Annotated in this window: 15 protein-coding genes; 11 read left to right on the forward strand and 4 right to left on the reverse strand. The window is 36.8% G+C overall.

The genetic code is table 11. The features are described from left to right. From AC1DCY_RS25250 to AC1DCY_RS25275, 6 genes are all read left to right on the forward strand, one after another. Window positions 1–105, forward strand: a 105-nt coding sequence (locus tag AC1DCY_RS25250) for an ATP-binding protein (protein WP_477354927.1), incomplete at its 5' end; no start/stop codon positions are given. A gap of 409 nt (window positions 106–514) precedes the next feature. Continuing rightward, window positions 515–1,219: a dethiobiotin synthase gene (gene bioD, locus AC1DCY_RS25255; RefSeq protein ID WP_477354889.1), complete on the forward strand. Its 705-nt coding sequence runs from the start codon at window positions 515–517 to the stop codon at window positions 1,217–1,219. Beyond that, window positions 1,200–2,603 carry an adenosylmethionine--8-amino-7-oxononanoate transaminase gene (bioA, locus tag AC1DCY_RS25260; RefSeq protein WP_477354892.1) on the forward strand — a complete coding sequence of 468 codons (1,404 nt, stop codon included), beginning with the start codon at window positions 1,200–1,202 and terminating at the stop codon, window positions 2,601–2,603. Before bioD ends, bioA begins: the two co-directional genes overlap by 20 nt. Further along, window positions 2,570–3,160, forward strand: coding sequence for a biotin transporter BioY (locus tag AC1DCY_RS25265; RefSeq protein ID WP_477354895.1), 591 nt, complete (start codon window positions 2,570–2,572; stop codon window positions 3,158–3,160). The genes bioA and AC1DCY_RS25265 overlap by 34 nt, the downstream gene beginning before the upstream one ends. Continuing rightward, window positions 3,161–4,156 carry a biotin synthase BioB gene (gene bioB, locus AC1DCY_RS25270; RefSeq protein WP_477354898.1) on the forward strand — a complete coding sequence of 332 codons (996 nt, stop codon included), beginning with the start codon at window positions 3,161–3,163 and terminating at the stop codon, window positions 4,154–4,156. 739 nt (window positions 4,157–4,895) lie between these two features. After that, window positions 4,896–5,018, forward strand: coding sequence for a hypothetical protein (locus AC1DCY_RS25275; RefSeq protein WP_477354901.1), 123 nt, complete (start codon window positions 4,896–4,898; stop codon window positions 5,016–5,018). Between the two features lie 81 nt (window positions 5,019–5,099). Here AC1DCY_RS25275 and AC1DCY_RS25280 read toward each other — a convergent pair whose 3' ends face one another. Next, window positions 5,100–5,687, reverse strand: a complete 588-nt coding sequence (locus AC1DCY_RS25280) for a LysE family transporter (RefSeq protein ID WP_477354904.1) — start codon at window positions 5,685–5,687, stop codon at window positions 5,100–5,102. Between the two features lie 115 nt (window positions 5,688–5,802). Here AC1DCY_RS25280 and AC1DCY_RS25285 point away from each other — a divergent pair, with 115 nt between their 5' ends. Then, complete coding sequence (locus AC1DCY_RS25285; protein WP_477354907.1) at window positions 5,803–6,357, forward strand: helix-turn-helix domain-containing protein; 555 nt, start codon at window positions 5,803–5,805, stop codon at window positions 6,355–6,357. Window positions 6,358–6,590: 233 nt separating this feature from the next. Here AC1DCY_RS25285 and AC1DCY_RS25290 read toward each other — a convergent pair whose 3' ends face one another. After that, a complete protein-coding gene (locus tag AC1DCY_RS25290) occupies window positions 6,591–7,754 on the reverse strand; it encodes an aminotransferase-like domain-containing protein (RefSeq protein ID WP_477354910.1) in 1,164 nt (387 codons plus the stop codon). Window positions 7,755–7,887: 133 nt separating this feature from the next. On the opposite strand from AC1DCY_RS25290, the gene AC1DCY_RS25295 reads away from it, so the two are divergent. Both AC1DCY_RS25295 and AC1DCY_RS25300 read left to right on the forward strand, forming a co-directional pair. Continuing rightward, window positions 7,888–9,285, forward strand: a complete 1,398-nt coding sequence (locus tag AC1DCY_RS25295) for an aminotransferase-like domain-containing protein (protein ID WP_477354913.1) — start codon at window positions 7,888–7,890, stop codon at window positions 9,283–9,285. Between the two features lie 148 nt (window positions 9,286–9,433). Then, window positions 9,434–10,669: a DNA polymerase IV gene (locus AC1DCY_RS25300; protein ID WP_477354916.1), complete on the forward strand. Its 1,236-nt coding sequence runs from the start codon at window positions 9,434–9,436 to the stop codon at window positions 10,667–10,669. 139 nt (window positions 10,670–10,808) lie between these two features. On the opposite strand, the gene AC1DCY_RS25305 is transcribed toward AC1DCY_RS25300, so the two are convergent. Beyond that, window positions 10,809–12,902 carry a hypothetical protein gene (locus AC1DCY_RS25305; protein ID WP_477354919.1) on the reverse strand — a complete coding sequence of 698 codons (2,094 nt, stop codon included), beginning with the start codon at window positions 12,900–12,902 and terminating at the stop codon, window positions 10,809–10,811. 1,222 nt (window positions 12,903–14,124) lie between these two features. Between AC1DCY_RS25305 and AC1DCY_RS25310 the strand changes: the two genes are divergently transcribed. Both AC1DCY_RS25310 and AC1DCY_RS25315 read left to right on the forward strand, forming a co-directional pair. Next, window positions 14,125–14,607, forward strand: a complete 483-nt coding sequence (locus AC1DCY_RS25310; protein WP_477354922.1) for a CcdC family protein — start codon at window positions 14,125–14,127, stop codon at window positions 14,605–14,607. Window positions 14,608–14,811: 204 nt separating this feature from the next. Continuing rightward, entirely contained in the window at window positions 14,812–15,030 is a 219-nt protein-coding gene (locus AC1DCY_RS25315; protein WP_477354924.1) for a hypothetical protein, read from the forward strand. Window positions 15,031–15,151: 121 nt separating this feature from the next. On the opposite strand, the gene AC1DCY_RS25320 is transcribed toward AC1DCY_RS25315, so the two are convergent. Then, a partial coding sequence (locus AC1DCY_RS25320; protein ID WP_477354930.1) for a tyrosine-type recombinase/integrase occupies window positions 15,152–15,321 on the reverse strand: 170 nt, incomplete at its 5' end.

The following is a 15,321-nucleotide window of genomic DNA, read 5'->3' on the forward strand; positions in this document are numbered from 1 at the left end:
GATTTTAGATCGATTTTAGATCGTATTTTACATCACGCAAGCGTTGTCACAATCGTCGGTGATTCATACCGATTAAAGCATCATTTAACCTCGGAAAACGAGTAATTTTGTACATCCTTAAACGAGCAAAAATGTACATATTGGTGTTGACATTTATAATAAACATAAATTACTATATTTTTCTATATATTTTTTTGTCATAGTTACCTCTATTCTGCACTAAAGTTTCATAGGGCTCTACGTTAGAATAGCCTTCTAATTAATAAAAATGGACAAAGATGATTATTAACATATCTGTGAAAATATACATTAACCAGCACTAGATTTGGCCACATGGTAAGAATCTAGTTTTTTTATTGATGAAAAAATTCTTGAGTTATTGCAATATTCTCTATTTTTCGCAAAGAAAAGGGCCGTTTTTGAAGAAATATGGAAATAGCATTTACAAAATAAAATTAAATGTGTTAACTTAAAAGCTGTAAACAGTTAACTTAAAAAGAGGGGGAGGTTAACGATGCAACATTTTTGGGTTGTTGGGACGGATACAGATGTCGGTAAAACGGTTATCACTACATTACTGATGCGTCAATTACAAAAGAATGATCTACAGGTCACGCCTTATAAGCCCGTGCAAACTGGCGAGATTAATGACAATGGGCATTGCTATTACTACGATACAGCAATGTATGAAAAGTATTCATTACAAAGACTAGAGCAAAAAAATTTAAATGGCTATTCGTTTAAGGAAGCCGCATCACCACATTTCGCTGCTCACCTGGAGGGACAGCAAATAAATGTGGAGTATTTATTACGGCAAATGCAGTTGTTACAGCAAGAATACGATGTCGTGATTTGTGAAGGGGCAGGGGGGCTGTTTGTCCCGTTAGATACATATGGAGAAAATATGCTTCTTGATGTAATCGTTCAAAGTGAGCTTCCAGTCGTACTTGTCACACGAACAACACTAGGAACGATTAACCATACATTGCTTACACTTGAGGCGTTACATGCTCGTAATGTTGAGGTTCTAGGCATTGTATTTAATGGAGATACAGGTAGTCAGATGGAACAAGATAATGTGAAAACGATTCTACAACATCATGATTTGCCATATGCGACGATCCCGAAGCTTGGGGATGTTTCACAGATTGTTGACTACTCTATTTCACGCACATCTTTGTTTGAAAGGTTGGTCAAATATGAAACAAGCATTAACTGAATTGCAGACGAGAGATTTACAGCATGTTTGGCATCCATGCTCACAAATGAAAGACTATGAGCAATTTCCGCCAATTGTTATTAAAAAAGGACAAGGTGTATGGCTTTACGATGAAAATAATAATCGCTATTTAGACGCCGTATCTTCTTGGTGGGTCAATTTATTTGGACATGCGAATCCGCGTATAAGTCAAGCATTAAGCGATCAAGCGTTTACGTTAGAGCATACGATCTTTGCGAATTTTTCACATGAACCTGCCATTAAGGTGGCTGAAAAATTAGTCGCCTTAACGCCAGATGGTTTAAATAAAGTATTTTTTGCAGATAACGGCTCGTCTGCAATTGAAGTCGCATTAAAAATGAGTTTTCAATATCATATGCAGACAGGAAAAACGACGAAAAAGCGTTTTTTAGCTTTAACAGATGCTTATCACGGTGAAACACTTGGTGCCTTATCTGTTGGTGGAGTTGGGCTGTATAACGAAGTGTATCAGCCACTTTTACTTGATACAGTACGTGCACAAGGACCGGATTGCTTCCGATGTCCTTTTCAAGAGAATCCTGGAAGCTGTCAAGCCCAATGTATACAGTTTGTTGAAGAGGAGCTTAGTCAGCACCATGAAGAAATTACAGCTATTATTATTGAACCACTTATTCAAGCAGCTGCAGGTATGAAAATGTATCCTCCACTATATTTGAAGCGATTACGAGAGCTATGTACAAAATACGATGTTCATTTTATTGCAGATGAGATAGCAGTTGGGTTTGGACGCACAGGTACATTATTTGCCTGTGAGCAAGCGGATATTGCTCCGGATTTTATGTGCTTATCAAAAGGTTTAACGGGTGGTTATTTGCCACTATCCGCAGTTTTAACGACTGATGATGTATACAATGCTTTTTATGATGATTACGGTACAATGAAAGCGTTTTTACACTCCCATAGCTATTCCGGTAATACACTTGCTTGTCGCGTAGCCCTAGAAGTTTTGACAATGTTTGAAGAGGAACGTGTGCTCGACATGATACAAAACAAGGGTGAACGTATGCGAAAGTTAGCTATGAAAGCATTTGAAGAGTTGCCGTTTGTTTGTGAATATCGACAGGTAGGTCTTGTTGGCGCAATTGAATTAGTCGCTAATCGTGAAACAAAGGAGTCACTACCGAGTGAGGAACGAATCGGTTATCAAATATATAAACGTGCATTAGCAAAAGGCTTACTAATACGCCCTCTCGGCAATATATTATATTTCATGCCTCCATACGTCATATCTGATGATGAAATGAGTTTTATGATTGATACAACACAAGAGACGATCATGCAATTTTTTGAGGAGTGGGAGGGAGTAAGTTGTTCAAAAGACAATCAACACTGTCACTTGTGATGATTGCGATGTTTGCAGCTTTAACCGCAATCGGTGCATTTATTAAAATACCGCTACCACTAGTGCCATTTACCTTACAAATTGTTTTTGTATTTTTAGCAGGCTGTTTGCTCGGCAGTCGCAATGGATTGCAAAGTCAGCTCGTCTACATAGGCGTTGGTTTAGTTGGTTTGCCAGTTTTTACACAAGGTGGGGGCATCACCTATGTATTGCAACCAACATTTGGCTTCCTTATCGGCTTTGCGCTGGCCGCTTTTACAATTGGTTTCATGATTGAAAGAGTGGATACGCCAACGAAAAAACATTTTATCGGTGCAAATATTGTCGGGCTTTTTATTATTTATGCAATAGCAGTTCCGTATTTATATGTGTCTTTGAATTTCTGGTTACATATGAAAACGAGCTGGTCACATATTTTCGTAGTTGGCTTTTTAAACAGTATTGTTGCAGATTTTTGCTTAGCGATAGCTTCTGCATTTTTGGCAGAGCGACTTTACAAAGTATTTAATTCAGCAAGGACTTTAAAAATTATACAAGTAGAGAGGGAGAATGTTTAAATGAATTGGTTACAGTTAGCAGAGGAAGTTATTGCAGGGAAAATCATTAGCAATGAAGAGGCTCTTGCCATTTTAAATAGTGATGATGATGAGCTATTAAAGGTGATGGATGGTGCTTTTGCTATTCGTAAGCACTATTATGGGAAAAAAGTAAAATTAAATATGATTATGAATGCTAAGAGCGGTTATTGTCCAGAGGATTGTGGTTATTGTTCACAGTCATCTAAATCAACAGCACCGATTGAAAAGTATCCATTCATTACGAAAGAGGAAATTTTAGCAGGGGCAAAAAGAGCATTTGACAATAAAATTGGCACTTATTGCATCGTGGCAAGTGGTCGTGGGCCAACACGAAAGGATGTCAATGTTGTAAGTGAAGCTGTTACAGAAATTAAAGAGAAGTATGGCTTAAAAGTATGCGCCTGTCTTGGCTTATTAAAAGAAGAACAGGCACAGCAATTAAAAGAGGCAGGGGTGGATCGTTACAATCATAACTTAAATACATCTGAACGACATCACTCCTATATTACTACGTCCCATACGTATGAAGATCGTGTTAATACGGTTGAAATTGCGAAAAAACATGGAATATCACCCTGCTCAGGTGCCATTATTGGTATGAAGGAAACAAAAGAGGATGTTGTGAATATTGCGCGTGCACTTCATCAATTAGATGCAGATTCCATTCCGGTTAATTTCTTAAATGCGATTGATGGCACGAAACTAGAAGGAACTAAGGAATTAAATCCACGCTATTGTTTAAAGGTTTTAGCGTTGTTCCGTTTTATTAATCCAACAAAGGAAATTCGTATTTCTGGTGGTCGTGAAGTCAATCTTGGGTCACTTCAGCCACTAGGCTTATATGCAGCAAACAGTATCTTTGTTGGGGATTATTTAACAACTGAAGGACAAGAAGCAAACAGTGATTATCGTATGCTTGAGGATTTAGGCTTTGAAATTGAATTATCAGAGAAGCAAGAAGCAGCTTTCTGCTAAATAAAAACTTATCCCGCATTAACGGGCGGTAATGAACTGCCCGTTAATGCCCGATTGGTGAAGACTAATAATCAGTGGGGATAAAGTAACCCCAAGTTTATCTTTATGAAATAAAATCTACTACTACTACTTAATTATCATCGGAATTGGAAAGCCGTATGTGCGTCGTGGAAAAGGCGAACATACGGCTTTTTCTGTTGGACGGGTAAAATCGTAGAAACGTCAGGTAGGTAAAGTGCTCGGGTTCAACGGGGAAACGCTCAGGTAGGGAGCTAAAGTGCTCGGGTTCGTCGGGGGAAACGCTCAGGTAGGCAAGAAAAGTGCTCGGGTTCGTCGGGCAAACGCTCAGGTAGGCAAGAAAAGTGATCGGGTTCAACGAGGAAACGTTCAGGTAAGTAAGAAAAGTGCTCGGGTTACCAAGAAAACTGCTCAGGTAGCATGACCAACTGCTCAGTTCCGTCGAAAACCCATGATTGGCATCTAAGAGATAAAAAGTGACGAATGCTAAAACGAAAAGAATTGTTTTTATGTCTTGAAAAATCGGGTTTTCACAAATTGTTCAATGAAAGCGTTTTGAAAATGAACAGTTTATGAAGGGCTTCACATAGCACTTTATTTTTTAAAAAAATAGCGTAAAATAAGAATCAAGCAAGAAGTTGTTATAAAACAGTTTATAAAAAGTATCACATTTTTTGGTGGTTGTTATATTACAAAAACAAATTGGAAGGGAGATTTTATTATGTGGGTTATTACAGTATTTGATAAAAAGGACGTTCGAATTTTTGAGTATACAAACAAGGATGAGGCAACACAAGCTTTAGTTAAATTCAAGAAACATGCAGTTTTAACATATACAAAATAATTTCAGATTTGAACGAAGCACCCCTTTTCGACGCTATAGCGTATGTAGAGGGGTGCTTTTTATGTTTTGCTAAGTATCCTATTAATGAACGAGAATTGAAATTGCACTGTATACTAATAAAAGAGCCATCACGATATTAAACGATTGACGATATTGTAGTAAAATTTTTTGAAAAGCTGAACCAAAAAGGGCCCAACTGAATGTACTCATTATACCGACGGTTCCTAAAAATAAAGAAAAAAGCAAGTAGCTGACATAGGAAGAATAATAGGGGAGAATATAGGTTGCTACTACTGTAATGCCAAACAAAATACCTTTAGGATTTACGAATTGTAATAAGACGCCTACTAAAAATAAATTTCGTTTGTTTTCCTCTTCTTTCTCAGCATCATTCTCTTTGCTCGTTAGTATTTTTATAGCTAAATATAACATATAGCCTACACCAAAAATGGTCAAAGGAAATTCGACTATTGGCATAATATTTGTAAGGACCCTATTAAATAAACTACTCAAGCCCGTAATCGTTAAAAAGCCAACCCCAACCCCTAAACAAAATTGAAATGTTCTCGCTAATCCATGTTCGTTTGCAAATGCCATTGCCATGATATTGTTAGGACCTGGGGTAAAGCTGGTAATTATTACAAACACTAAAAAAGAAAATAAAGGCATTAGTGGACCCCCTTTGAAATTGTTTGTTATAATGTCTGAAATAGACAGCATAACGTCCGTCTTTTTATTATACATAATGGGCGTTATATTGTACATTTCAAAGAGGGGATATTTTATGGAAGAAATTCATCTTATTTTTGCAAGAAATTTAAAAATGATTCGAGAGAAAGAAAAATTAAGTTTGGAGAAAGTTTCTCAATTGTGCGGAGTAAGTAAAACGATGATAGGACAAATTGAAAGGGGAGAGTCCAGTCCAACTCTTACTACTATTTGGAAAATAGCGAATGGGCTAAAGGTATCTTTTACTACTCTAATTAATAATCCACAGCCTGATACCGAGGTTATATGTAGAGAAGATATTCAAATACTTTCTGAGGATCATGGAAGGTATAGGGTATACCCAAATTTTCCTTTTCAAGAGGATAGCCGCTTTGAAATATACACAGTGGAGATTGAAAGGGAAGGGAAATTAAGCGCGGAAGCTCATAAAGATGGAACCGAGGAGTTTATCACTGTTTTTGATGGTGAACTAGTGATTTGTGTTAATGAAGATGAATTCAAATTAAAGAGTGGTGACTCCATTAGATTTAAAGCAGATCGTTCACACATCTACATGAATCCTGGCGAAACGTTAACACGATTAAGTATGACTATCTATTATCCAAACTAAATTTGTAAACGGAAAAACCGTATGGCATGAAATGTGCTCATACGGTTTTCTGTTCTCTTTATCCCGCATTTACGGGCAGTAAGTAGCTGTACCGAAAGCAATGCGTTAGGTACAAGACTCCACCTCGAAACTTAGCAAAGTTATTCAGAGGGAGATTAACTGCCCTTAAAAGTCTGAGTGGTGAAGACTAATAAAAAGTGGGGAAAAACCCCTCCACTGATTAAAGTTTCACTTTATAAAATGCTACCTAAGCGTTTAATACCCTCGCGGATGACTTCAGGTGTTGCATTCGTATAATTTAGGCGCATTGTATTAACACCAGTTTTAGATGTGTAGAATGGGTCACCTGGTACGAAGGCTACTTTTTGGTCCATCGCTTTTTGGAAGACATCTATTGCCGAAGCTCCGTTGTTCATTGTTGCCCAAATGAACATTCCACCTTCTGGTCGTGTGTAGTCCACATGTGCTGGGAAAAACTCCTCAATTGCATTTAGCATGGCATCTGCTTGATTTTTATATAACGCTATAATTTTCTGAACGTGCTCCATATAGTCATTGTTTGCTAGATAATCATAAATGACATATTGAGAGAAAATATTTGTGTGTAAGTCAGTTGCTTGCTTCGCTGTTTCGATATGTTGCATTAATTCTTTATTCTTTGTAATGATAAAGCCAAGACGCATTCCTGGTGTAACAGTTTTAGAGAAAGAACCTAGTAAAATACTATTTTCTAATTTACCAGCACCGATGTATGGTAATGGCTCACCTTGGAAGCGCAATTCTCCATAAGGATCATCCTCGATTAACGCTACATCATATTTTGCCATGATTTCGCAAATTTGCTGACGTTTTTCTTTAGAATACGTAAGACCTGTTGGGTTTTGGAAATTTGGAACTGTATAAACGAATTTTACATTTGGTTGTTGTAGTGCATTCTCTAACTCTTCTAAGTTTAGTCCATCGTTTTCGAGTGTTACACCATAGAACGTTGGCTCACTTAATGTGAAGGCTTGAATAGCACCTAAGTAACCAGGCTCCTCGATAACAATACCATCACCCTTATTAATAAGTACTTTCCCTATTAATTCAAGAGCTTGCTGTGATCCTGTTGTAATAAATACATCATCAGCATGTATATCTAGTCCATGCGCACGTTGGTATTTTGCAGCAATGTACTCACGTAAAGGCGCATATCCTTGTGTAGAAGAGTATTGGAATAGACGACTACCATTTTCTGTAATGGAGTGATTCGCAGATGCCTTTAACGCTTCGATTGGGAAAGAAATTGGGTTCGGAAGTCCACCTGCGAAAGAAATGACATCCTCTGAATCAGTTACTTTCAATATATTTCGGATGAATGAGGACGGGGTATTTAATATCTTTTCTGAAAATTGCATAATTTTTCATTCCTTTTTTCTGATTTTTTAAAAATTATATCATTGCCATCATATGCATACAATATTATCATTGTATGCAAGACAATTAAATATTGTATGCAAAAAATTAGAGAGAAGGAGCTTAGCTTAGAATATGCCAGTTAATTCGTTTGAAGAATATCCAATGAGTTGGAAGCCGGACATTAGTAAAAGTCCGGCTCCATTATATATAGCAATAGCTGAACAGCTGGAACAAGATATCAAAGATGGAAAGTTATCGCCAGGCACCAAGCTACCTCCTCAGCGTGAGTTAGCTGATTTTTTAGATGTTAATTTAAGCACGGTCACAAGAGCTTTTAAACTTTGTGGCCAAAAGGGACTTATTTATGCTTCTATCGGTAATGGTACATTCGTTTCATCTGATGCAGCGACAAATAAAATGTTATTACCGACAAGTAATTCTTCTCAGATGATCGAAATGGGTTCTGTAATCCCAGAAAATCATGCTAATGAAGATATTACACGTTATATGAAAAAGATGATGAATGACCCTAATTTTAGCAAATTATTTCAATATGGACGACCTGAAGGAAATGCGTGGCAAACCGAGGCAGCAATGAAGCTTTTGGAAAAGGTCAACTTTCAAACGGATCAACCTGTATTGCTTGGAGCGGGGGGACAAAATGCCATTGTTGGAACGTTAGCTGCATTGTTTCAACCAGGTGATCGAATTGGTACAGATCCCATTACCTATGCAGGTATTAAAACAGCAGCAACTATGCTAGGTATCCAACTAGTAGCAATCCAACAACGAAACGGTGAAATGACAAGAGAAGGGTTATTATACGCTTGTAAAAATGAGCATATAAAAGGTCTTTATGTTATTCCTGATTTTCATAATCCAACTACCCATACAATGTCGATGGAAACAAGAAAAATGATTGCGGAGGTTGCGAGGCAGAAAGGTTTAATCGTTATTGAGGATGCGATTTATAGTTTTCTTAAGGAGAAGCCACTTGCACCAATAGCGTCCTATGCTCCTGAAAAGGTCATTTATATTGCCAGTGTATCAAAAACCATTTCACCTGGCTTGCGACTATCTTATATAGTGACACCGCCAGCTCTACGAAAAAAAATAATGGAAACACTGTATAATATAAATATTTCAGTCTCTCTAATGATGGTGGAGCTTACAGCAAGGATGATTCATGATGGCGTTGCACAAACAATTTTAGAGAAGCACCGGTTGTATGCAAAGCAACAAAACGCCCTTGTTAATCAATATTTGGGGGACTATAACATTTTAGGAGATGAAGAATGCATTTTCAGATGGCTTATACTTCCTGAAAAATTCACCAGTGTTCAGTTTGAATTGCTAGCAGCAAAAGCTGGTGTGCAAGTGTATGCAGCTGAACGTTTTGCCGTAGGAAATGCGAAGCTAGTTAATGCAGTTCGTTTGGCCATCACTGCACCTGAAAATCAGCTTGAACAAGCACTCATCATTTTGAAGGATTTACTTGAAAGTGATGGTGATTATACATTTGTTGATTAAAAGAAGAAAGGCTTATAATAAAGGTATGTAAAGAAAAGTGGCGATACAATAGCGCATAAAGGACGTAGAAATGAAAGTTTTTATGCGTCAATGAGCAGGCGCATGACCTAGTCTAAAGGGTAAGCCAAAGTAAATGAGGGGATAGAATATGAATAAGGGAAGAATCATTTTACATATTGACCTTAATTGCTTTTATGCCTCTGTTGAACAAATTTATGATGCCTCATTAAAAGGGAAACCAGTAGCCATCGCAGGTAACCCTAAAGAGCGTAGAGGTATTATTATTACGTGTAGCTACGAAGCAAGAGCAAGCGGTGTTTATACAACTATGAATGTCGGAGAGGCGCGGCGAAAGTGCCCAGAGCTAATTGTACTTCCTCCTAATTTCGAACGGTATAGAGCAGCGTCCAAGTCATTTTTTAATTTGTTAAAAGAGTATAGTGAAATTCTCCAACCAGTTTCAATCGATGAAGGATATTTGCAACTTCCTATAGTAGAAGGCCAAAATGTACTGCAACACGTACAAAATATGCAAGATAGAATCTGGAACGAACTTCAACTCCCTTGTTCAATCGGCATTGCACCGAATAAATTTTTGGCGAAAATGGCAAGTGATATGAAAAAGCCAATGGGTATTACAGTACTCCGAAAGCGTGATGTTCCAACAATATTGTGGCCGATGAATGTAATTGAGATGCATGGGGTTGGCAAAAGTACAGCGGAGAAATTGGGGAATTTAGGTATCCGAACAATTGGAGAACTAGCTGTAGCTGATGAATATGTATTAAAGCAAAACTTTGGCATTAATGGTCAACGTATGAAGCAAAAGGCAAATGGTGAAGATGACAGACCTGTTGATCCAGAAGCAATATACGATACTAAAAGTGTAGGGAATTCAACAACGCTTTCTCATGATACGACAGATAGAGATGAACTATATAAAGTAATAGCAACACTTTCTGAAAAAGTAGGAGACAGATTAAAGGCCAAGAAACTTGCTGGAGTAACTGTAAGTATCATGATCCGTTCAGCTGATTGGGAAACATGTACACGGAGTAAGTCCATCAATAACGCGATTCATTCAAAAGAGGATATAGTTGAGCATGCCTGGTATCTATTTAATAAGCATTGGGATGAGGAACCTGTACGATTACTGGGGGTTACCGTATCGAATGTCAGTGATATTAAAGAAACGACACAGCAGCTAACGTTATTTAACTTTGAAGAGCATGTAAAAGATGAACCAATCATTAAACTTGTTGATCAAATCGAGCAAAAGTTTGGAAAAGGAACAATTTTACGGGGGTCAGATATTGCCAAACCAGTAGGGAAATATCAAGCAAATACGAGTTTTAGTAAGGATTTTTGGGATGAACATAAATAGAAAGAAACTAATTTTAGTTCAATAAGAAATAATCCAACTTTAAAATCAAGCAAAAAACCGTCATTTCGATCAATCTTTTTTCGAAATGACGGTTTTCTATTTGTATTTAGATTGAAAGCTGCTTATTTAGGTAGAAATTTTATATATTTGTAAAATGTTCATTTTCCTTTTGTTCATAGTTTTCACGGCGATTTTTGATTTTTTGTAATACACTGTCTAGAACATTCCGTTCAGACAGCGTTTGATAAAGGACATTTTGTACCTCTGCTGCTTCCTTATTTTCTTCTTGGTTACTTAGAAATTCACTGTATGTTTCCATATATTCATGATAATCAATATTAGAAAGTGTCTTAGCAGCAATTTGGTTGTGCTTAGTTAAAGCAGACGTAAACTGCTTACGTGCCTCATCTGGTTGGGCAGGTATTATTTTGATTTTACCCCTTGTATCTGAGTCTTCTTTGAAGTCAAGGAATTGATAATCGAATGCCAATGGTTTAGCAAGAGCGATATGAGCGTGAAGAGCAACAGCATGGTCACTAAGTTTTTCGGTTACTTCACGAAGGATATCGTTTCCTTTTTCAAAAAAACGACTGCCGTCAAATGCAAGAATACGGCCGACTTCTTCAGAGAAAAAGTCTTGAGCAAGGAATTCCTGATCGTACCCGGTAGGTGGTAAAACTCGTAGCCTTAAGTTGTTAGATACGATGTTATTGCCGTTTATTTGAAGGGCAACTTGAATGTTATAGAATCCTGGATCATCAATTAACCAGCCATTTTTTCCTACGGAAGCGAAAATGGTTTCATACAGTGATTCTCCAGGCTTAATTACCTTGTTCTCTAGGTTCCTTAAATATTGAACATAAGGTAGTAACCGACGCCCTTGTTTCCCATCTTTTTTAACAATGACAGACATTTCATCTAAATCGGACAAAATATGTTTATTAATTAACTGAGGTTGATTTGAAGTATTAGTTAGCTTGATTTCAATAACTGTAGGTTCTAACCATTGGAATATAGGTGTTTTACGGTTAACTCTTAATTCAAGATTAAAAGAAGGGTGTGTAGAAATGATTGGTTGTTCAAACCCATGATCAACAGCCCAATCAGCATTACCCATTTGTACGAAGCGTTCAGGTGCGTGTCGCATAAACAAAAGTTCTTGATCACTAAAACGATACTCAAAGTTTTTAAAGAACTCTTGATTGTTGCTATCATATTTGTAAGGATAATTCATAAAGCTTAGAGCCTTTGGTTCTGGGGTAAGAGGGCGCTCCAACGGTTCCCAAGGATGACCTAGGTGTTTTTGCCAAGAGTGCAGGAGATTGAAAGCATGTCCCATCTCATGGCATGCACACCAAAAACGATATCGCTGTACCCAAGCATCTGGGGAAGGGTCACCTTTAGGTGGATCCGAAATAAATGAATTATTAAAAATGGCTGTCCCTTGACGATGATTCGGACCTATGCTATCAAACATAATACCGCCCAGACCATGGCCTTCTTCAGCTTCCGAATTTGCAAAGAATGTCCACATGGACCATTGGGGCTTATTATCAAAGTGTGACCAATATACTTGCATGGCATCATGCATCTCTTGAGTGTTCCACTTTTTATCAGTCCCTGTATAGTCTTTGGAAACAATATTATTACCTTCTGATATTTTTACATCAAACCCAGTTCGTTTAAAAACCTCTGAGATTGATAGAGTTTCATCCGGCAAAGATGTAGGCTTGTCTGGATGAGCGTGAGTTTGATAGGTTGTAACTGGCGTTGTACCTTCTTCTGCATCAAATTCAAATTCCACAGGGTGGAAGTAAGGAGATTGAAATTGGAAGGTTCTAGTTCTGTCTGTCTCTCCTCCTATAAGAAACACGACTTCGGCCGTATGCTGTTCAGGCAATGAACCGAGTGTTACCTGTATTTTTACATTTGTATAAGGGAATGATTGTATTTCGTCTAGGTATTTGTTTCGAATATTGCCTGTCCAAGTATTTGGACCACTCGCCGTTAACTTTGCAATCCAATGAATAGTAGAAGACAGGTTAGAAATAATAGTTCCGCTTGCTACCATTTGTGGGTAGAGTCCGTCTACGTCGAGGCGAAGTTCCTCGCTGATTTGCTGTTCGCTCCATGCATATAAACCACTAATTGGTGAGAGGGGAAATTCTCCTAAACTGGAAGGGTTAATGGCATTTAATAATTCTTTTGATTCGTTAGTTTTGTTTTGATCCATCTTTATTACCTCCATGTTTATTATTTTTTTGTCTATCTTCCTCAATCCCAAGTGCCACAATGCTTCATTAAAATGTTTTTCAAGTATTATATATGCAGCAGAAACTATAAATATGACACTATAAATAGTAAAATAAATCCAGTGTATAAAATGTAAGAATAATCTTATTATTTCCCGAGAAATACAAGAACAAAGAAAGAAGGTGTGGTAATGCATTATAAGGAGTACGGTGATCTACATAAGCCACTCATAAGAGGAAGGGCAACTCCTTGGGATCAGCGGATATCGGACGACCATAGGATTTACATTCGATGAGTATTTTTGTATAAACGTATCAGCAGTAATTCAGATGGGTAGAGCAACGGAATTCTAAGCCGTCTGTTGGGGGGGGGCGAATCCCTCCTGGGAAGTATCAAGGTTCAGATACAACAAGTTTGAACCAACTAAAAAGCGCCTTAAATCCTTTAGAATAGAGGGTTTGAGGCACTTTTTCTTTTTTGAGAAGGCGCTAGAAGATGATAGAAAATGAAAAGTTTCTACACATTTTCTACACAAACAAAAGTTTCATGAAGAAGCTACTTGTCTGATTCGAATCGAACTCCCCTGATTTTTTGAGACGTGAGGATGGTAGTACTTCAACTAAGATAAATAATTCGTGTAACAGTGAGGAAAGGGGAATAACGGGAAATCATACAAATGCCGATTTTCTGCTGTTTTTAAAAGATAGTCGTTCTTCAACTAACGGCCTCAATATGCAAAGGAATAGAGTTATTTAACGTCGATAGATTCAACTTCTGTGTCCTGTTATATTTCATCTTTCAACGACAGGTACAAGAAGATGTAGCTGTGCCCTTTGTTAGTGGAGGAAAAATAATATCTACGGATATATGGATTTTTTATCCTACATCAGGTCCTTATGGTGATGACCGAGCTTTGAAATGGGAAGGTAGTTATTTAACAACTACCGATTTAGTGCTGCTGTTAGTGCGCTTCTACTTTTAGTCTTTCATCTCCTTAAAATCTTCAATTCATCATTCGTTGAAGCATTGTAGATCGTGGCCAATTCCAATGATTCTTTTTTAATGCTATCCGATTTTGAACGAGCATGTAGTTTTTAAACTATTTTCTAAAAGATTGTTGCTTTTAGTATAAGGAAAAACATGGTTTTAGTTGAAATTTATGCAATAATAGATTTATTAAAACATAATTAAGGGAGGTTTTTATGCAAACTGCAATACCAGCTACTTCTATGTTTCTAATTATTGGATTGTTCATTTTAGTTCGTAGAATCCGTTCTATGTACAAACCAACCAAAGGCAGAGGAGTGCGATTAATTCTTCCTCTTCTATTTTTAACACCAGGATTTTCATTTTTTCTAAACGCTTCTGGGCATGTCACATACCTTCAATTATCTATAGCTATTTTTTTAGGCGTGGGTTTTTCTATTCCTCTTATTTTATGGTCAGATTATGAAATACGAAATGATGGTTTAATTTATGCTAAGAAAAGTTCTGCTTTTATAATTACTTTCGCCATTATGATTGCTTTACGTTATTATTTTCGACAACATATTTCTACTATCGAACCAGGTACACTCAATATGCTAATTTTCTTACTTGTTATTTGCTATTTAATTCCTTGGAGAATAGCTTGCTATATAAAGTATAAAAAGGTTCTTAAACTAAAAAATACAGTCAATTTGTAGAACTTCGTATATCTCTAACACCCTCAAAAATGAAACAAGAAGTATAAGTTTGTGAATAAATGCACTTAAAATAACGAGGCAATTCAGTTGAATAAGGTTCATATTAGAAAATTTTGTAAATTATGGTAATATGGTATAATAAACCGTATTAAACATATTAAAAGACACGGAAAAATATTGGCGATTTAATAGGAGGTTGAACATATGAATGATAAGAAGAAGGGGAAATTACACATCTCGGTAATTGTTATCATGATATTACTATTGGTTGCGGCGTTTGTTTTATTTTTCATAGGTCATTACAGTGTGGCGTTTGTTTTATTAGGGATTTTTATAGTGATTATTAATTCTATTAGTAATTGGTTAAAATTTAAAAATGAAGACTACATTTATAGAAAAAATTATAATAATAATAAGTGGTAATTACATTCATGTACGCCTAAGCTTTTTTAGATTTAAGTTTGTGAATAAATGTACTTAAACAAACGGGGGCATTAATTGAACAGAGAAACATTTAATATGGTGTTTCTCTGTTTTAAGTAAACTAAAAATATTTCTGATAAAATTCCTTCCTATGCTTTCCACTTAGTTGTGCATAAATCCGAGTAGTTTCACATTTTTCATGCCCCATTAAACTTTGAATTACTTCAATGGGTGCGCCATTGTTTAATAGATGTGTAGCGTAACTATGTCTTAATTGATGGGGATGTATAT

Source organism: Lysinibacillus sp. 10T31 (genome assembly GCF_056394365.1).